At 37.3% G+C, this 20068-nt stretch carries 16 protein-coding genes; 10 read left to right on the top strand and 6 right to left on the bottom strand.

The window, feature by feature from the left end; translation table 11 throughout:
* The 3 genes from pheA to ACTBZY_RS19825 form a co-directional block, all read right to left on the bottom strand.
* Window positions 1-258 (bottom strand): chorismate mutase (gene pheA / locus ACTBZY_RS19815; RefSeq protein ID WP_463048123.1); only part of this gene is annotated, 258 nt, incomplete at its 3' end.
* 2 nt (window positions 259-260) lie between these two features.
* The gene (locus ACTBZY_RS19820) at window positions 261-1571 is read right to left on the bottom strand and encodes a dicarboxylate/amino acid:cation symporter (RefSeq protein ID WP_463048109.1); all 1311 of its coding nucleotides are present in this window, start codon (window positions 1569-1571) and stop codon (window positions 261-263) included.
* Window positions 1572-1590: 19 nt separating this feature from the next.
* Window positions 1591-3486, bottom strand: coding sequence for a DNA topoisomerase IV subunit B (locus ACTBZY_RS19825; protein WP_463048110.1), 1896 nt, complete (start codon window positions 3484-3486; stop codon window positions 1591-1593).
* Between the two features lie 154 nt (window positions 3487-3640).
* On the opposite strand from ACTBZY_RS19825, the gene ACTBZY_RS19830 reads away from it, so the two are divergent.
* From ACTBZY_RS19830 to ACTBZY_RS19860, 7 genes are all read left to right on the top strand, one after another.
* Window positions 3641-6082, top strand: coding sequence for a polysaccharide biosynthesis/export family protein (locus ACTBZY_RS19830; RefSeq protein WP_463048111.1), 2442 nt, complete (start codon window positions 3641-3643; stop codon window positions 6080-6082).
* Window positions 6083-6089: 7 nt separating this feature from the next.
* Window positions 6090-7181 carry a hypothetical protein gene (locus ACTBZY_RS19835; protein WP_463048112.1) on the top strand — a complete coding sequence of 364 codons (1092 nt, stop codon included), beginning with the start codon at window positions 6090-6092 and terminating at the stop codon, window positions 7179-7181.
* 12 nt (window positions 7182-7193) lie between these two features.
* A complete protein-coding gene (locus ACTBZY_RS19840) occupies window positions 7194-8027 on the top strand; it encodes an ABC transporter permease (RefSeq protein WP_463048113.1) in 834 nt (277 codons plus the stop codon).
* A gap of 6 nt (window positions 8028-8033) precedes the next feature.
* Window positions 8034-9278 (top strand): ABC transporter ATP-binding protein, encoded by a 1245-nt coding sequence (locus ACTBZY_RS19845; protein ID WP_463048114.1) that lies wholly within the window; start codon window positions 8034-8036, stop codon window positions 9276-9278.
* Window positions 9279-9330: 52 nt separating this feature from the next.
* Entirely contained in the window at window positions 9331-10422 is a 1092-nt protein-coding gene (locus ACTBZY_RS19850; RefSeq protein ID WP_463048115.1) for a DegT/DnrJ/EryC1/StrS family aminotransferase, read from the top strand.
* Window positions 10422-11585 (top strand): glycosyltransferase family 4 protein, encoded by a 1164-nt coding sequence (locus tag ACTBZY_RS19855; RefSeq protein WP_463048116.1) that lies wholly within the window; start codon window positions 10422-10424, stop codon window positions 11583-11585. The genes ACTBZY_RS19850 and ACTBZY_RS19855 overlap by 1 nt, the downstream gene beginning before the upstream one ends.
* A 599-nt stretch (window positions 11586-12184) precedes the next feature.
* Complete coding sequence (locus ACTBZY_RS19860; RefSeq protein WP_463048117.1) at window positions 12185-13819, top strand: hypothetical protein; 1635 nt, start codon at window positions 12185-12187, stop codon at window positions 13817-13819.
* 54 nt (window positions 13820-13873) lie between these two features.
* On the opposite strand, the gene ACTBZY_RS19865 is transcribed toward ACTBZY_RS19860, so the two are convergent.
* Together ACTBZY_RS19865 and ACTBZY_RS19870 are read right to left on the bottom strand one after the other, a co-directional pair.
* Window positions 13874-14236, bottom strand: coding sequence for a DUF779 domain-containing protein (locus tag ACTBZY_RS19865; protein ID WP_463048124.1), 363 nt, complete (start codon window positions 14234-14236; stop codon window positions 13874-13876).
* Window positions 14237-14294: 58 nt separating this feature from the next.
* The gene (locus ACTBZY_RS19870; RefSeq protein WP_463048118.1) at window positions 14295-15818 is read right to left on the bottom strand and encodes an aldehyde dehydrogenase family protein; all 1524 of its coding nucleotides are present in this window, start codon (window positions 15816-15818) and stop codon (window positions 14295-14297) included.
* A 236-nt stretch (window positions 15819-16054) separates the two neighbouring features.
* Here ACTBZY_RS19870 and ACTBZY_RS19875 point away from each other — a divergent pair, with 236 nt between their 5' ends.
* Window positions 16055-16981, top strand: a complete 927-nt coding sequence (locus ACTBZY_RS19875; RefSeq protein WP_463048119.1) for an AraC family transcriptional regulator — start codon at window positions 16055-16057, stop codon at window positions 16979-16981.
* 15 nt (window positions 16982-16996) lie between these two features.
* Here the strand turns inward: ACTBZY_RS19875 and ACTBZY_RS19880 are convergent, their stop codons facing one another.
* The gene (locus ACTBZY_RS19880) at window positions 16997-17353 is read right to left on the bottom strand and encodes a DUF6970 domain-containing protein (RefSeq protein WP_463048120.1); all 357 of its coding nucleotides are present in this window, start codon (window positions 17351-17353) and stop codon (window positions 16997-16999) included.
* 420 nt (window positions 17354-17773) lie between these two features.
* On the opposite strand from ACTBZY_RS19880, the gene ACTBZY_RS19885 reads away from it, so the two are divergent.
* On the top strand, window positions 17774-19276 hold the full coding sequence (locus tag ACTBZY_RS19885) for an NAD(P)H-hydrate dehydratase (RefSeq protein ID WP_463048121.1): 1503 nt from the start codon (window positions 17774-17776) through the stop codon (window positions 19274-19276).
* A gap of 177 nt (window positions 19277-19453) precedes the next feature.
* Entirely contained in the window at window positions 19454-19969 is a 516-nt protein-coding gene (locus ACTBZY_RS19890) for a DUF6263 family protein (protein WP_463048122.1), read from the top strand.
* Window positions 19970-20068: the final 99 nt, after the last annotated feature.

Raw genomic sequence — 20068 nt, forward strand, 5'->3', positions numbered from 1 at the left:
TTCGGCCAATTCAATATTCCTTGCCGTAGCAAAAATCTCTAAAAATATAGCTTCAATGGCCTTTGGATTCAAAAGCCCGTCATTTTCACCAGAAAGTCTGGTAATGATTTCCTTTTCTCTTTCAGGTCTATAAATTACGGTATTGGTTTGTTGCTTTAACTCCCCTACTTTTTTGACATAGTCCATACGCTCATTTAACAATTTGAGCAACTGACTGTCAATCTTATTTATCCCTTCTCGTAAGTCTTCTAATTTCAAAATCAATGATTTAATTTATAGTTGTCATCCCAGTTTTTGACCTTAGGTTCTTTTAATTTACCCAAGCTTTTAGCGACCAAAATGGCTACCGAAGCATCACTGGTGATATTAACAGAAGTCCTTATCATATCTAACGGTCTATCTACCGCAAAAATAAGAGCAATTCCGGCAGGATTTACACCAATGGACTCTAAAACTATCACTAACATTAAAATTCCTGCTCCGGGTACCGCAGCAGTACCTATTGAAGCTAAAGTGGCTGTCAAAACGATGATGAGCTGATCAGCAAGTGTTAGGTCGTTCCCAAAAACTTGAGCAATAAAAACAGCCGCCACTCCTTGATAAAGACTGGTACCATCCATATTTATTGTGGCTCCAACAGGACAGACAAAAGAAGCTACATCTTTCTCTACCCCTAAATGTTCTTCCACCCTCTCCATGGTAACTGGCAAGGTAGCAGCACTAGAACTGGTAGAAAAAGCCAATAGCTGGGCTGGAGAAATACCATTCATGAACTTTTTATATCCAATTCCAGTAAAAATTTTGACCATAGTTGGGTAAAAAAGAAAAAGTAAAATAGCCAAGCCTAAAACGACCGTTAATCCATATGCACCCAAGGCTATGAAGACGTCTGTAGAGGGGGCTTCTACAACAAGCGTTGCTAGTAAGGCAAAAACTCCAAAAGGGGCAAACAGCATAATGATATCAATCATTTTCAGAATGACTTCATTTAAGCCATCAAAAAAGTCTTTTACGGGTTTAGACTTTTCTGGTTCTATCAGAATGATGCCAATGCCAAAAAACACGACAAAGAATATAATCTGTAACATGTTACCATTTGAGCTGGCTGCCGCAACAATATTATCTGGAACTATATCTATTAAGGCATCTAAAGGTCCACGTTCTTGAGTTTCTGCCGCTGAGGCTATCCTGGAATCTGCTTCACCAGAAAAACTGGCCATCATTTCCAATCTGGTGTTTTCTTCAATAAACCTGCCTGGCTTCACTACATTCACTAAAAGTAAACCTAGAGAAATAGACACCACCGTGGTTACTAAATACATCCCAATGGTTCGAGAGCCCATTTTGGACAATTGGCGAATATCATTTAAATCTGAAACTCCTTTTACTAAAGAAGCTATAATAAGCGGAATCGCAATGAGCTTTAAGGAATTTATAAAGATGGTACCAAAGGGCTTTATCCAATCGGTAACGAAATCTTTTCCCCAAGGAAATAGAAGCAAAAATGCCCCTATTAGAATCCCGGAAAACATTCCAATAATAATTTGCCAGTGTAATGCGATTTTTTTCATAGATATTAAATTTCGGAGGTTAAGCAATTACTGTTTTCTCGTCCGGAATCATATCCTCTTCCACCATATCCTTTTCTATTTTCAAGTTTTCAATAATAAACTTCTGTCTCTCGGGGGTGTTTTTCCCCATAAAATAGCCTAAGATTTTGGCAATACTTGATTCCTTTTCGAGTATAACAGGGTCCAATCTAATATCTTTTCCTATGAATCCTTCAAATTCGTGGGGAGAAATCTCACCAAGACCTTTAAATCTAGTTATTTCAGGTTTTCCTCCAAGTTTTTGTATTGCACGCTTTTTTTCCTCATCAGAATAGCAATAGAAAGTTTCCTTCTTATTCCTTACTCTAAACAGGGGTGTCTGAAGAATATATAGGTGTCCACCCCTAACCACATCAGGAAAAAACTGCAAAAAGAAAGTTAGAAGCAATAATCTAATGTGAGAACCGTCAACGTCAGCATCTGTTGCAATCACAACTTGGCTATATCTGAGGCCATCCATGCCGTCTTCAATATTAAGTGCGTGTTGCAGTAAATTGAATTCTTCGTTCTCATAAACAACTTTCTTGGACAAACCATAACAGTTGAGGGGCTTCCCTCTTAAACTGAATACAGCCTGCGTCTCTGGACTACGAGCCTTCGTAATACTACCAGAGGCAGAATCACCTTCTGTAATAAAAAGTGTCGTATTTAATCTATCCTCATATTTAGTGTCTGTAAGGTGATACTTACAGTCTCTAAGCTTCTTATTATGCAAACTCGCCTTCTTCGCTCTTTCGTTGGCCAGTTTCTTAACACCTGCCAATTCTTTACGCTCTCTCTCAGATTGTTCAATTCTTTTCTTTAAAGCGTCTTTTACCTCCTGATTCATATGTAAGAAGTTGTCAAACTTTTCTTTGATGAAGTCATTGACAAATGTTCTTACGGTCTGAGCATTCTCTTCGGGCGAAATAGTGATTGAGCCTAATTTTGTCTTTGTTTGAGATTCAAAAACGGGCTCCTGAACTTTGATGGCAATAGCACCTATAATAGAAGCTCTTATATCCTCCGCAGCGTAATCCTTGCCATAATGGTCTCTCACGGTCTTTACAATGGCTTCTTTAAAAGCGGACAAGTGGGTTCCTCCTTGTGTGGTGTTTTGACCATTCACAAAAGAAGAATACTCTTCTCCATAATGATTGCTATGGGTAAGAGCCATTTCAATATCATCACCTTTTAAATGCACAATAGGATATCTGATATCTGCCTCTTCCGTTTTTCTTGACAGCAGATCTAGCAAACCATTGTGCGAAATAAACTTCTTCTTATTAAAAGAAATCGTTAACCCTGCATTCAGGTAGCAATAGTTCCAAATCATGCTATCCACAAATTGTGGTATATAATGATAGTTCTTAAAAACCGAGTTGTCAGGAACAAACTCTACATAGGTACCATTTTTCTCTGAAGATACCTCTATCGGAGATTTTTCAGTAAGGTTTCCAATATTGAACTCGGCCCAGGCCGTTTGCCCCTCCCTATAAGCTTGAACTTTGAAATAGCTAGACAATGCGTTCACCGCTTTTGTACCCACTCCATTCAATCCCACTGACTTTTGAAAGGCCTTGCTGTCATACTTGGCACCCGTGTTTATTTTCGAAACCACGTCTACCACTTTTCCGAGAGGAATACCTCTTCCATAATCTCGTACAACGACTTTTCCATCTTCAATCGTTATGTTAATCTGCTTTCCATGCCCCATCGCATATTCGTCAATACAGTTGTCCATAACCTCTTTAAGCAGGACATAAATGCCATCATCTGCGGAAACGCCATCGCCTAGTTTCCCGATATACATACCTGGCCTTAACCTTATATGTTCTTTCCAATCCAGCGATCTAATACTGTCTTCATCGTACTGGGGTTCTTTTTCTGTATTCATTGTTATTCTATCAGCAGCGGCAATAATTATTATTTTTTTACCAATATTTAAAAGCAATATGAGTTCTGAAAACCAAAAATCTTCTGTTATTTTGCAGAAATTTAATAATAAGAGAGACCCAAAAGCGGTTTACAGTTTATTTAAACATTAATCTATGAATTGGTCCAAAGTTAGGAATTCAGATTTAATCTCGAAAGTTCTAATTGGTATTATACTACTTGCTTTTTCCACAACCCACACTCAAGGGCAAACATACCCTGGATATCCGCAAACTGTTCCGAATAATGGGACAGTCGTTCCGATTTATCCTCAGCAAGGAACTACAAAAAATCAATTGCCCACTACAAAAAACGCGATTCCAAAAACGGATGACGGTTTTAGGACAAATGCTTTAAATGACGAGGATGTGGAAGCCATGACTCGTGAAGATTCCGTGGCCATGGTCTTAGAAGAGAGGGAAGGAGAAGATTTAGCCCTTGAAACCTTAAGACGTAAAATTTTCGGGTATAAACTTTTTAACTTGAATAATTATGACCCAAACGCTGTCCACAATATTCCAACTCCAAATAACTATGTTTTAGGTGCTAATGATAACCTGATCATAGATATTTACGGCTATATTCAAGAGCATCAAGAAGTTGTAGTTAATACAGATGGATATATTACACTTAATAGAGCAGGTTTAATAAAAGTATCTGGCTTAAGTATTGAAGAGGCTACTTACTCCATAAGAAAAGCTTTAACACAAATTTATCCAAGTCTTAGTAATGGGACTGTCAAATTGAAAATCTCTTTAGGAGATGTGAGAAGCATTAAAGTTAGCGTCACGGGAGAGGCTGTAGCCCCTGGTACATATACGGTAAGTTCGTTAAGTACGGTAAGTTCTGCTCTTTACAGAAGTGGTGGTCCTAACGAGATTGGTTCTTTCAGGCAGATTAAGGTCATAAGAAATAATACTACTGTAGCCACTTTGGACCTTTACGATATTTTAATGAAAGGCTTTTCTAAAGATGATATTCTTTTAAAAGATCAGGATGTTATTCTCATCTCTCCTTTTGTTAACCGAGTGATAGTAGGAGGAAGCACTAAAAGAATAGGGTATTTTGAATTGCTGCCCAAAGAGAGCTTATCAGATGCCATTAATTACGCAGGAGGTTTTGGCACCAAATCCTATACGGCCAGATTAAAAGTATATAGAAATACTGCCAAAGAGAAAGAAATTATTGATGTTGTTAATTCTGAATATGACAATTTCAACATGACCAATGGGGACTCACTTTTTGTCAATGTCGTATTGGAAAGGTTTTCTAACCTTGTGAGTATTGAAGGTGCTGTTTACAGACCGGGCGAATATTCTCTAAACTCCAGTTCTTCATTGAAGGCTTTGATAGAGTCGGCAGACGGGTTAATGGACGATGCCCTTATGGGTAGAATCTCCTTGGTAAGAACAATGCCAGATTTATCAACCGAAAACATTTCGGTCAATTATAAAGATCTTTTGGCCGGCAAAGTGGACGACATTCCATTAAAAAGAGAGGATGTGGTTATAGTACCGTCCATTTTTGATTTGACAGAGGTGGCCTTTGTAAGAATACAGGGATCCATAAATAATGAAGATGCCGAAGCAGGTATTGAAATCCCTTATGTTAAAAATCTTACTTTAGAAGATGTCATTGTCAGAGTAGGTGGCCTAACAGAAGCAGCTAGTCTTTCAAGAGTAGAAATCGTTCGTAGAAAAAGAAACGTGGATAATACACTCGTTAATGCTCAAATATCTGACATTATCAGACTAGATATTTCTCCTGATTTAGAAGTGGTTAGTGGTAAGGATAATGTTATTCTTCAACCTTTCGATGAGATATTTGTTAGAACTTCTCCTAACTATGAGAAACAGACTTATGTTGATATTCAAGGAGAGGTAATTTATCCTTCTAAATATGGTATCGCTAGCAAAGACGAAAAAATTTCAGACTTGATAAAAAGAGCCGGTGGCTTAACGCTTCAAGCTTATGTACCAGGAGCTACCTTAATTAGAACGGTACAATTAAGTGCTTTAGAACTGGAGCAAAAAAGAAAGACATTAGAAGGTCTTTCTACCAGTGGTACGGCAACACAAGTCATAGAGATTGACGAAGTAGAAGAAACTAGAGAAGAGTCTATTGATATTGATCTTGGCCATATTCTAAAAAACCCTGGTGCTGTAGGTGACCTAACTCTTCAAGATGGTGATTTAATTAAAGTTCCCAAATTGCTAGAGACCATCAGAATTCAGGGAGAGGTACTTTATCCTACTACGGTGAAATACATGAAAGATGCTAGATTTAAAGATTATATTAGTGGAGCTGGAGGGTTCAACAAAAAATCTTTAAAGAAAAAATCATATGTACTATACCCTAATGGCTCTGTAGACAGAACGAGAAAACTTTTAGTGTTTAACATTTATCCTAAAATAGAACCAGGTTCCGAGATCATTGTTCCACAAAAGGCTCAAAATAATGCTGAGCAGTTATCGAAAGTGGCCAATGTTTTAGCCACGGTAAGTGCCACTTTAGGTACATTATTTAGTATTTATGGATTTATTAGCCTTGGCAAATAGTTAAATTATGGAATTACAAAGCGATACGGAAAGCCAAATTTCTACAAAGGAGTTATTGTCTCAGTTTTTTAACTTTTTAGACTTAATAGCGGCCAAATGGCGTATATGGCTATCTGCACTTTTATTAGGGGCTTGTATAAGTATGACCCTCGATTTATTTGTGGAAGAAGAAAGCTTTTTTAGAAGCACTATTATCTTTAACCTAGAACTTGGTGGTAATAATTCTCAAAGTCAATTTGGTGGCTTAGCTAGTTCATTTGGACTGCTCAACCAAAACACTGCTTCAGGCGGAGATTTATTTACCAGTCAAAACTTTCCTACACTACTGCGTTCTAAAGCGGTTTTGGAACGGGCTCTTATGAAGACCGTAGTGGTCAATGGAGATTCTCTATTGATGATAAACTACATGATTGACAGCAGTGACATTCAAACCAACGAATGGGGTGGTGGTATGTTTAGGAAACCATTTCAGGCTGCTATAGACCATAGATTTGAGAAAAAGGAAATTAATGATTTTACACCTTTGGAAAATCTAATGATCAAATCATTATACGATAAGCTTATAGAAGTAACGACCATAGATATTGTAGAAACAACAAGTAGCATTATGGTATTGACCTCTCTTTTAAGCAATGAAATGCTGGTGAAAAAATGGATAGAAACTGTTTTAGAGACCACAGAAGAGTTCTACGTGGAAATGAAAACAAAGAAAACTCGAGTACTGCTGAAAACTCAAAAAGAGCAATTATACAAAATTCAATCCGAACTGTCTACCGCTGATAATAGAATGGCTAGGATTACTTTTGAAAACCCTAATGTTGTAGATCCAAGAGGCGTACTAAGCCAAACTCAAACACAGCGAAAAAGTGGCTACTTGACTACACAGTATATTGCCCAGTTAAACACCATAGAAGGACTAGAAAGAGTCATTTTAGAGCAGACACCCATCTTCACCATTGTAGAAGAAACGAGATTGCCTTTAGAAAAAGAAGAGTCTGAGACAGGTTTAAACCTTAAATTGAGTAGTTTGGCCCTAATGATTTTAAGCATTATTATTATAAGTTTGGCTGATTCTTATAAAAAAATTATGCAGAATTAAAACCGCAATACCTTGAGTAATAGGAAATTAAAAGTAATATCGTCTTATCCCTCATTTTGGGATTACTGGAAAGAAGTATTTGATTATCGCGAATTATTCTGGATTCTAGCTAAGAGAGACATCATGGTTAGGTATAAGCAAACCATTTTTGGCGTTGCTTGGAGCCTACTTCGTCCTCTTATTTCGTCCTTAGTTTACGTTTTTGGTGTTAACCGAATAGGGACTTTAGGAGAAAATTCTGAGATACCTTATATTCTTGTAATATTGTCGGGAAACATCCTTTGGCTATTTTTCTCCCAGTCATTAATGACGATAAGCCTCAGTGTGGTGACCAATAATAATCTGGTTTCGAAAGTCTTTTTCCCGAGAATTATCATTCCATTTAGCTCTTTCTTTTTGGGCTTATTGGATGTTATCATCGGTTTGGCCGTTTTTATAAGTTTCTGTTTATATTATAACTACATACCAGACTACAAAATAATTTTCGTTCCATTATTTATTATTTTAGCCTACATGGCTGCCAGTGGTATAGGGCTTTTTGCCTCTGTGCTAAACGTAAAATACAGAGACATAGGTCAACTCATTCCTTTTGTCATTAGCTTTGGTTTATTCATATCTCCTGTGTTGTACACTACAGATATGGTAGCAGGTCATTGGACCTATCAATTATTTGTATTAAATCCTGTAACAGGATGTATTGATGGCATTCGTTGGGCTCTTCTAGGAGATAACTTTGCTTTTAACTGGGATAGTTTTATTCCTTTGGTTGTTTTTTGCTTTGTGAGTCTTTTTATATCAATTCGTTTTTTCAGGAAGCACGAAAACTCATTTGTCGACTATATTTAATCATTTATGCCAGCAATAGAAATTAAAGATGCTTCAAAGAGTTATCTTATTAAACATAAGCTTAATAAGGGAAATACACTCAGAGAAGATATTGTAAATTTTTCTAAGTCCGTTTTTTCTAAAACTAAAACTTCAGAAAATGAATTATTCTGGGCTTTAAAAAACATAAACCTCACCGTTGAAAAAGGTGATAGACTTGGGGTTATTGGCTCAAACGGTGCTGGGAAATCAACTTTACTTAAGATATTAAGTAGAGTTACCGCCCCTACAACTGGAGAAATCAGGATTAAAGGGAGAATGGCAAGTCTACTGGAGGTTGGAACAGGTTTTCACCCAGAGTTAACTGGTAGAGAAAACATCTACCTTAATGGCTCTATTCTTGGGATGAAGAACTATGAAATAAACGCCCAATTCGATGACATTGTAGAATTTGCGGGTATTCAGAAATTCTTAGATACGCCTGTTAAGAGATATTCTTCTGGCATGTATGTAAGACTAGGGTTTGCTATTGCAGCCCATTTAGAACCAGAAATACTTATTGTAGACGAAGTTTTAGCCGTTGGAGATGCCGACTTTCAGAAGAAGAGCATTGGTAAAATGAGAGATGTTTCCAAAAGTGGTAGAACCATCCTTTTTGTTAGTCACAATCTTACCGCGGTAGAAAGCCTTTGTAATAAAGGAGCTTTCCTTCAGAAAGGACACTTAATAGACTCGGGAGACATAAACACGGTCATCAATAACTACGTACAAAATGTTTCCTCTTTTCAAATAAAGCAAGAATGGGAAGACCAATCTAAAGCCCCTGGAGAGAACGGAATTTTAGCAAGAAGAATTGAGCTGAAATCAACCGAAGAATTAGAAAGCGGTACTCAAATTACTACTCAAACTCCTTTAACAGTAGAATACGAATTCTGGAATGACCACGACGACGTAAAGCTTAATGTGAGTATTTTTCTATATACCATGACTGGGCAATGTATTTTTAACTTGGCTAACCAAGGAAAAATTTATCAAAAAGGTATTATAGCCACAGAATTCAAAATCCCCGGTAACTTCCTTAATGATGGCTCCTATTTCATTTCTTTAATGGTAGTTAAAGATGAAGCCAAGCCTTTATTCTTTTTTGAAGAGGCTTTAATGTTTGACATTCAAGATTTCAGAGGAAATGCAGAATGGGTGGGTAAATGGCCTGGAGCTATTAGACCACTTGACCTCAAAGTAAAAACTTGGCAAAAAGAACTTCTGGGCTGATAAAAGCTCCGACTCTTTCGTTAATTTTAATAAATCCTATAAAAACATAGAATTGAGTATCTTTGTCACCAAATCCTTTTTACCCCCACAAGCTGAATATCAGGCTTATCTGGATGAAATTTATCAGACCAACTGGCTGACAAATAATGGACCTCTCTTAAGGAGATTAGAAGATCAACTCAAAGATTATTTGGGTTTAGACCAGTTACACTTTGTAACTAACGGTACCATAGCCATTCAATTGGCCATTAAAGCTTTAAATTTAAGTGGGGAAGTAATCACGACGCCATACTCCTACTGTGCCACTACTACCGCTATTTTGTGGGAAAATTGTAAACCCGTTTTTGTTGATGTTAATCCTAATGACCTTAACATAAACGCTGATCTTATCGCCGCTAAAATAACGCCTAGTACCTCGGCTATTTTAGCTACACATGTTTATGGAAATCCTTGCGATGTGCAGGCTATCCAAAAGATAGCAGAAAAATATGGTAAACCAGTTATTTATGATGCAGCACATGCATTTGGAGTGACATTAAATGGTAAATCTTTACTGGAATACGGTGATATATCTACCTGTAGCTTCCATGCCACAAAGGTCTTTCATTCTGTGGAAGGCGGTGCTGTTGTCGTAAACGGTGGAAATAAAGAACTTTTTGAGAAGATATGGTATTACAGAAGCTTTGGTCACACAAACGACCACTATGAAAGTATAGGAATTAACGGCAAAAACTCTGAGTTTCATGCCGCTATGGGTTTGGCTAACTTACCTCATGTAAAGGATATCATACAAAGTAGAAAAGACATTTTTGATATTTACGATACCCATTTAGATTTTACACATATTTTCAGACCTTTCACAGCACAGACTGGTTTTGAATACAATTATGCTTACTACCCTGTAGTTTTTGAAACTGACGAAGTCACAAATCATATTATTGAGGCTTTAAAAGCCGATGATGTTTTTCCTAGGAGATATTTTTACCCATCTCTTAATCAGCTCAGTTATGTCAACAGTAAAGACGTTTGTCCCGTATCCGAGTCCGTGGTAAACAGGGTACTTTCGTTACCATTATATCCCGATCTACCTAAAGCCGATGTGATTAGAATTAGCAATATTATTAACGAAGAATTGGCAAAGTAATGACGGTAAGCAAGGGTAAAATACTTTTTGTAAGTCACGATGCCAACCGAGCTGGAGCTCAACTCTTTCTGCTTAATATCATGAAAGATTTTAAGGCAGAGGGCTATAATATTCAGCTGCTATGTCTTCATAAATGGGGACCGTTACTTCCAGATTTCGAACAATTATGTGTGGTAAAGGAAATCCCTAAAGCCAAGAAGTCTAGCGTTATATCCAAGTTAATTAAGGTTGACAAAAAAAGGAAAATAAAAGAATTCATCAAAGAAAAGTATGGTAACAAAGGCTTTGATTTAATCTATGCCAATACCATTGCCACGGCAGGTTATGCTTCTTTATTGAAAGAAACCTTAGCGATTCCACTTATTTCTCATATTCATGAATTGCAATTTTCTCTAAACCTTTATGCAGGAAAAGACGACAGAGAAAAGCTTTTAAAAAACTCTAATGGAATCATAGCCTGTTCTCAGGCTGTAGCAGATAATTTGATTGAGAAAGATGGCTCCTTAGCTACAAAAATTACAGTTATCCATTCTTTTGTAGACAATGATAGAGTGCTAAAACTCTTTAAGGAATCCAAACCCAATGAAATAAAGAAGGAATTTAAACTACCTGCTGACGCTTTTTTAGTGGGGGCATGTGGTAATGCAGAATGGCGAAAAGGCTTGGACATTTTTGCAGGATTAGTGAATGATGTTAACCTAAAAAATCCAGAGCAAAACATACATTTTGTATGGATTGGCCTTAAACCTGAAGGTGAGTACTATGATCAGATCATGTATGATGTTAAGAAAATGAACATCTCCGATAAAGTCACTTTCATCTCTCCTACTCCTAAAGCTATTGAAATTATCAATGCTTTAGATGTATTTGTGGTTAGTAGTCGCGAGGATCCATTTCCTTTAGTAATGTTGGAAGCCGCTCTATGTTGTAAACCAATTTTAGGTTTTAAGAAAACGGGAGGTTGTTCAGAATTTGTAAAAGACGAAGCCGGTATTCTAGCCGAGTACTTGGATATAAATGGCATGACTAAAAACCTCATTACTCTTCTTGAAAACAAAGATCTAAGACTTACCAAAGGTCTTAATGGCCAAAAGTCTATTCTGGAGCACTATAGTTTCGAACATTCTGTAGAGAAACTAAAGGTTTATTTAGCTCAATTCTAGGCTAAAAAAGATGATATTGCTTTTTAGTTTTTAAGTACTCAGACTTTCAGCAATTTGATCTTAGCTATGTCAAATGCTGATAATCAGAAAAGTAATCTCAAAGAAAAGATGCAAAAAAGACCCATATACGCAATTTATGTGATGTTTTTAGAAAACTTCCTTTTATCGATACACTAGGTTTGTGTATCTTAACAATCTTCTATTCAAGTGTGAACGGATGATATAGCAGCTAGAAAATTTCTACCTTTACTCAACAGTAACAGTCAAAGAAGAACATTTTTATTCTTTGCCTTTCTCAGCTAATTGCCATAAAAGCCTCGCCTTGCTCAACTTATTGCCTGAAAACTAAATACAGTTCGTCCACTTCTCTTTAAAAGAAAATAGTCTCCCAAACTATCAAATCTTTAGTTGGAACAAATAAGCAGACCACTGGTTAGATTAACTAACACCTGCCTACGTAACTATTGATTTTTTTTCATTGCATCTATAGCTCTTCTGCAACATTAAAAGACCTTTTTGATTGATTTTGACACCCTCACAAATTGGCAAGCATATTTCTTGAAGACTAATTTTGATTCATTCAACAAAACGAATCATTCATGAAAACCCTATTTTTAAGTGTTCTCTTATTTCTGGTATTGTTGGGATGCACCACCCAGAAAGAAACCGTGAACCTAGTTCCTACTGAGCCTAGCTATGCCGCCAACTATTGGTGTACCTGGTATTTGCAAAACTATCTCATTCTGGCCGGAGAAAAGGTTACAAATCCCGATCCAGAAACCGTTTATAGTAATTCTGCAGCTAGAGAACAATTGAATGAAAAGACCATCTTTGGAGAGAACGGAATGGCTAAAATCATTCTTCCAAAGACTAGAAGTGATTACTATTTTGTGATTGACCATGGATGGCAAGACAAAAGTATTCCTGAAAACACATTTTTCACTTCCATTATGGATACACTAGATTTCCCTATGTATGCCAAATTGGAACCCAAAGAGCGAATTAAGCAAATGAATGAAGACATTAAAGCTCTGGGATGGAAAGGGCTTGGTCTTTGGGTTAGGGGAAATCCCTCTGAAGATGAAATGAGAAGAATGGTGGAGTGGAGCAAATACGCCGAAATTGAATACTGGAAGATAGATGGTGGAGATACCAAGCATTATTATGCTTCAAAAATAAAAAAAGAGATTTATCCAAAGCTAACTTTAGAGCATATCACTGGAGCAGGTGCCATAAATCCTAAATGGGATTTACCTGGCCTATCATTGTACCCTTCCGTTTACAATGGTCAAGAAGCGGTTTCTCAAGAACTTGATGCCTCTTTAGAGAAAAGCTCAAAAAAAGTGGAACAGTCTTTAGAGGCCATAAAAATCACAGATGTCTTTAGAACATACGACGCCGCTCCCCTACTGGTAAGTACCACCACCATGCAGCGTATTCATGATATATTAGTGCAAACCGCTGGGAAACGGGAATATACGGCACAGCTTAACATTCAAGACGACTGTAACATAGCTGCTGGATTAGGTCTTCTTGTGGCTGTTAAAAGGCATCCTATGAATACCCCTAGAATGTATAAAGGAACGGATTTACATTTTCAAATAGCTGGCGACCGCCATGTTGATAAACGCTTGAACGAAATGGACAGATTAGCTCTTTGGCAACGCATAGCCCCACCTATGGCAGCGGGATACGGTGCCTATTTGGCATCAGAGCATAATCATATTGACAGTATCGTTTTTAAAAGCAGTGATACTTGGTATAAGCCAACTTATGGTAAAATGGTGAGACAAAGTGCTCCAGCCATTATGAGCAGAAACATACCCTTACCTGAGGTTAGGTCTTCGGGATTAGCACCCTATGTCATGGCATCTAAATTTCCAGATGGGCAAATTGCAATAGCTACAGAAGGTAGAGTAACAACGACATCAAGCTGGATTCATCCTAAAGCAGATATCACTTTAAAAGAGGTAGAAGTAAATAAGGCAATTGGCATCTTTGGTTTTTACCAATCCTTAACCTTGGAATTGGAACAAAGTTTAACTAAAAACATAAAAGTTTTTGCTCAAGACTTATTGGCAAAAGAATCCATAGAAATTTCAAACCAAATAACGAAAGCAGAAAAGAGCATAACGTTATCTGGTGCTCTGATTGAGAAAATAGGTACGATGGCGTCAGATTCTGGAGATATTTCTGCTCCTGGAATGGTACTTAAAATTGTTCCTTATAAATAAAACAAAAAACCGCGGTACCTATCAAATTGTACCGCGGTTTATAAACTATGTTTTCTACATAGTGCTAAAAAAAGCACTCTCCTCTTTGGTCAATAGTCTAGATTTGATAATAAACCTAACACCATGTGGGATTTCTAAGGAAAAACTAGCTCCTCTGCCTTCTATAATATCCAATGTTAAAAGAGTGTGTTTCCAGTATTCAAACTGGTCTCTGGCCATGTAAAAAGGAACCCCATCTACCTCTCCCAATGGAATATCTGTTTCGTTGATATAAAAATCTTCTTTTGGATAACACATTGGAGCTGAGCCATCACAGCAACCCCCACTTTGATGAAAAATGAGAGGGCCATATTGGTCTCGAAGTTTTGCGATTAGGGCAACTGCCCTTTTCGTTGCTATTATTCTGGTAGGATTCATACGGTACTCTTTAATGGTAAAAGGGACTCTGCAGTGCCCCTTTTGCGTTGACTTTTTCTTAGAAGAAACCCATTTTCTTTTTGTCATAAGAAATCAACATATTTTTAGCTTGTCGGTAATGTCCCAACATCATTTTATGGTTTTCTCTACCAATTCCAGATTTTTTATACCCTCCGAATGGAGCATGAGCTGGATAATGATGATAACAGTTTACCCATACCCTTCCAGCCTGAATGGCTCTAGAAGCTTGATAAGCCTGATGTGTGTCTCTGGTCCAAACCCCAGCACCTAAACCATAGAGTGTATCGTTGGCTATTTCTATAGCTTCAGCCTCGTCTTTAAAAGTAGTTAAGCATACCACTGGCCCAAAGATTTCTTCCTGGAATATTCTCATTTTATTATGCCCTTTGAACACCGTAGGCTTAATGTAATACCCTTGCTCAAGACCATCTACCAAAGCTTCTGCCCCACCGGTCAATAGCTCTGCACCTTCCTCTTTTCCTATTTCTATATAATTTAGTATTTTCTGGTATTGGTCTTTAGAAGCTTGTGCTCCCATCATGGTTTCTGAATCTAAAGGATGCCCCATTTTGATGGCCTCCACACGCTCGATAAACCTTCCAATAAAAGCTTCGGCAATAGACTCTTCAACCAGTATTCTTGACGGAGAAGTACATACTTCACCTTGATTTAGAGCAAAAAGCGTAGCTCCCTCTAAGCATTTGTCAAAGAACTCATCGTCGGCCTCCATAATACTTTTGAAGAAAACATTAGGAGATTTCCCACCCAACTCGAGCGTCACAGGAATGATATTCTTAGAAGCATACTGCATAATTAACTGCCCTGTAGTGGTTTCCCCTGTAAAAGCTATTTTGTTAATTCTTGGGCTTGACGCCAATGGCTTACCAGCCTCTAAGCCAAAACCATTAATTACATTTAATACACCTGAAGGTAAAACATCCTTAATTAAATCCATCAGTACCATAATGCCTATTGGAGTTTGTTCCGCAGGTTTTAGAACCACACAATTTCCCGCTGCAAGAGCTGGAGCCAGTTTCCAAGCAGCCATTAAAATAGGAAAGTTCCAAGGAATAATTTGTCCAACTACGCCTAGCGGCTCATTAATAATAAGAGAGAGGGTATTTCCGTCCAACTCTGAAGCTGAGCCCTCCTCTGCTCTAATTACACCTGCAAAGTACCTAAAATGATCTACCGCTAGTGGCAAATCCGCTGCACGCGTTTCTCTAATAGGTTTACCATTGTCCCAGGTTTCTACTTTAGCCAATAACTCTAAATTAGCTTCCATAATATCCGCCACTTTAAGGAGTATATTGCTCCTTTCTGTAGCACAAGAGCTGTTCCATTGCGGTGCAGCTGCCCATGCCGCATCTAAAGCCAAGTTCACATCTTCCTCTGTTGACCTTGCCACCTTAGTAAAAGTCTTTCCATCTACTGGAGATTCAGCATTAAAATACTCTCCCTTTAAAGGAGCTACCCATTTACCTCCTATAAAATTATCGTACTGTTCTTTAAACTTTGGTTTGGTTGCGAGGGTTTCGCTTATCATTTGTAATTCCGACATATCTCAATAGTTTTTGATTTGATAAATTATATATGTACAAATGAATCGCTGAAAAATCACATTTCAATAATACTATTCTGCCTGACCGTTTCAGTTTTAGCCCAAACTATTGTATTATACTCTCATCTCTTTCAATATTCTCTCAAAATCGGATTCATTGGAGATATATAAATTCATATCTATTGATAGAATTATACTATTTACATACATTTAGGTATAAGAACATCTCATCATATATGCTCACATTATCGTCATCATACCCTTCCAGAAGAAAGTTGGAAACCTTGGTAGAAAACCGTACGATTCATTCTTTGAATAATGCAGAGCTAAATATCTTTGAAACGCATCAGCAAGCCACTGACGTCCTACTAAAATTTCCAGACCCTGTTTTAGCGAGTATGCTGACTGGAAAAAAAGTAATGCATTTAAATGGCTTAGAATCGTTTGATTTTTTTCCCGGTGAGTCTGTCATATTACCCAGAAACGAACTCATGTGTATTGACTTCCCGGAAGCCACAGCCCAAAAACCGACGCAGTGCCTTGCCCTCTCTTTCTCCACCGACCTTATAAAATCCACCATTCAGATTCTTAATGAGAAAAGTCCGAAAAACGAAGGGAAAGAGTGGCAGATGACCGACTATAATTTTCACTTCACAAACGACATTGCCATACAGCAGATTCTACAAAGACTCATTTTCATTTTTGCAGAAAACCACCCGTCGAAAGACCTCTTTGCAGATGCTCTTCTACAAGAACTTTTAATAAGAATAGTACAAACGGAGTCAAAGGGCTTACACCTTAAAAACTCAGCCTTTAGCTGTACAGATGATAGAATAACCTATGTTATTAAGTTTATAAAGGAGAATATCACAAAGCAGCTTTCTGTAGAAGATCTAAGCCAAAAAGCATATATGAGCGAGTCTAGCTTTTACAGAACCTTTAAAAATGAAATGGGGATTTCTCCTAATGACTTCATTATCGATGAACGCATCAAAATTGCCGAGCGGATATTAAAAAAGAAAAAAACCAGTATAAAAGAAGCATATCTAGCCAGTGGCTTCAATAGCTTCTCTTATTTCTGTAGGGTGTTTAAGAAGAAAAGGAACCTTTCTCCTTCTCAATTCAAAGAGAAGGAAAATTCATTGGTTCAGTGGATTCCCTAAGTGTATAACCAATTCTTATTTCTTCTTTTCCCAAATCGTTTCTAAAAAAACGGCATTTGAAAACTCTTCTTCTCTTATAACGGTATTACCCGTTATTCCTCCTAAAAGTCCTATACGCTGACAATTAAGATTCAATACCTCAGAGGCCATATCAGCTCCACAGTTTCCTGGGTTAAAGACAACAACCGTACTGTCTTGGAATGTATAGGCTTTAATATTAACGTCATTGTCGCAAGCTTGTTCTTTAGAAAACTCCTCAAATTTTTCTTTCAAACAAGCATACGCTGGCGGGTCTACGATTATCTCATTTTTTACATCTTCAAATTCACATCCGAAGGCAATTAATGGCAATAGCAAAAAATACTTTTTCATAATTTTTAAACTTGGTAATGTTACGTGTTCTTAAACATTGATATCAATTAAATGAACCAGCAAAGGAAAAGGTTGGCTGTTGTGCTATTTTTCCATGTACTTTAGATTAAACCCGCTTTATGCATTAGGCAATCTCCCAATTTTATCGGGACCGTAGCTAAATTGTTTAAATTCGGTACGTAAACCCATTTAAACTCAATCACCATGGCCATTCGATATTAGCTCAGGGTAAACGATAAGCTAATTTCCTTTAATTGTCTGATTCATTACATTTTGGATTTCCTAAAGCATAATCCGGGTTAAAACAATGTAAAGAATCACTCCTTCTGTTCTTACTAAGTCACAAAATCCTTGACAGGTATCATCACCCAATTCTTTATTTTTGTAAATTGCTCATGACCCACTTAAGTCAATTAAAACGTGAAATTAAACCTAGAGCTACCTAAAATACTTAATGCAGATCAAACCAAAGCTGCTGATGATTTCACTATAAAAAATGAGCCCATCGCTTCCATAAATTTGATGGAAAGGGCATCTAAAGCATTTGTCAACGCTATTTTACCCAGAATAAATCAAAATTATAAAATAGCGATTGTCTGTGGATCGGGAAACAATGGTGGAGATGGCTTAGCGGTAGCCAGAATATTGGAAGATAAAGGATATCAAGTTGATATTTTTTTTCTAAGATCTCCTGAAAATTGCTCACCAGATTGTATAACTAACTTCAAGAGATTACCGCAAGTACAGCTTATCCAATTGGAAAGTCAAATGCCTAATTTCACTCTTTACGATACTATTATTGATGCCTTATTTGGTTCTGGCTTAAACCGACCTGTAGAGGGAGCTGCGGCTAAATGCATTCAAGCTGTGAATACTTCAACAGCCTCAGTTCTTTCTATTGATTTACCATCTGGACTATATGCAGATCACCTTCCTGAATCTGATGCTATCATTATTCAATCAGACTTCACCGTAAGTTTTCAAAGACCCAAAAAGACCTTCTTCTTCCCTGAAAGTGGACCATTCCTAAAGGAATGGGCCGTAGTAGATATTGGTTTAAATGAACATTTTATACAAAAGACAGAATGCTCTTATTACGTATTGGATGAAAAAGTCTCTCATATCATAAAAGCTAGGAAATCTTTTTCTCATAAAGGTAGCTATGGCCATGCCCTCATTATAGCGGGGTCATATGGCAAAATAGGAGCAGCAGTTCTTAGTTCAAAAGCCTGTTTAAGAAGTGGTGTGGGTTTATTAAGCAGTTTCATTCCAAAATGCGGTTATGAAATCATGCAGGTTTCTTTACCCGAAGCCATGTGCATTACGGATCCTCAAAACAAACACCTGACTCAAATACCTGAAACGCTTGAAAAGTATAGTGCTATTGCAGTAGGACCTGGCATTGGCACAAAAATAGAAACCAAAACTTTTATAAAGGAGCTATTTGGCAGCTATAAAAAACCCATGGTAATAGATGCCGATGCTCTCAATATACTTTCCGAAAATAAAACATTACTAGAACACATTCCTAAATTCAGTATTCTTACCCCTCACCCAAAGGAGTTTGAAAGACTGGTAGGCACATGGAAAAATTCAGAAGAACGTTTGGATAAACTTAAAAGCTTGGCCAAAAAGATTAGTTGTATCGTGGTTTTAAAAGATGCCCATACGGCTGTTTGTACACCAGAAGGTCAGGTTTATTTCAACTCTTCTGGGAATGCGGGCATGGCCACTGGCGGTAGTGGGGATGTGCTTACAGGCATTATTACTGGTTTATTGGCACAAAACTATAGTCCTTTAGAAGCCGCAATCATTGGTGTTTATTATCACGGAAAAGCTGGCGATGACGCTGCTAATAAAAGAGGCATGAATGGCATGGTTGCTTCGGATATCATCGAGCATTTAAGAATTGAGAAAACTTAATTAACGTTAAGTTGATTTATAAATGCATTTCCCTTTGCAGAAAAAGTCTTAGTTTTAAGCATCCAATTTCAAGAACAAAAATCTTATATAACACAACCTATTTAGGGCTTAACTTCTGGCCTTTATCATCAAGAATAATAGGATATTACTTCCTAAATACACAAATCACTTAAAATTATGAGAATTTCTTTCTTCGTGTTTATTGCTCTTTTCCTATGTCATCCTTCCTTCTCCCAAGGCACTGATTTATCCCTAAGACTGGAAAAAGGCAAAGTTTACAGACAAAACACAAATTCTAAAGTCAATATTGTTCAGAACTTAAACGGTGGAGAAATGAAAATCACCATGACCGTAAAAGGCACCATGCTATTTATGGTTACCGATATTAAAGGAGATAATTACGTAATGGACGCCAGTTTTGAAAAGCTGGGCATGGTGATGGAAATGCCTCAAGGAACTATGGAATTCAACTCTGAAAAAAGCGATGAGAACGATGTTTTTTCTTCTATGCTTTCCGCCATGAAGGGAAAACCCTTCGGCGTACTTATGAATAAAACAGGAAAAGTTATAGCGGTAAAAAAGGTAGACAACCTTTGGGGTGATGCCATAGACCAATTTGACCAACTACCTGAAATGCAAAGAGAGCAAATGAAATCCCAAATTTTAGGGTCAAGAGCAAAATCTGGGGGATGAGTTCTTTAAGCATAAATTTGACATAGTCTAAAAAGGAAGAATTCAATACTCCTGACACCTCTAAACCTAGATCTAAAAGCTTTGATTTTCGCATTGAAA

The organism is Arcticibacterium sp. (assembly GCF_055134445.1).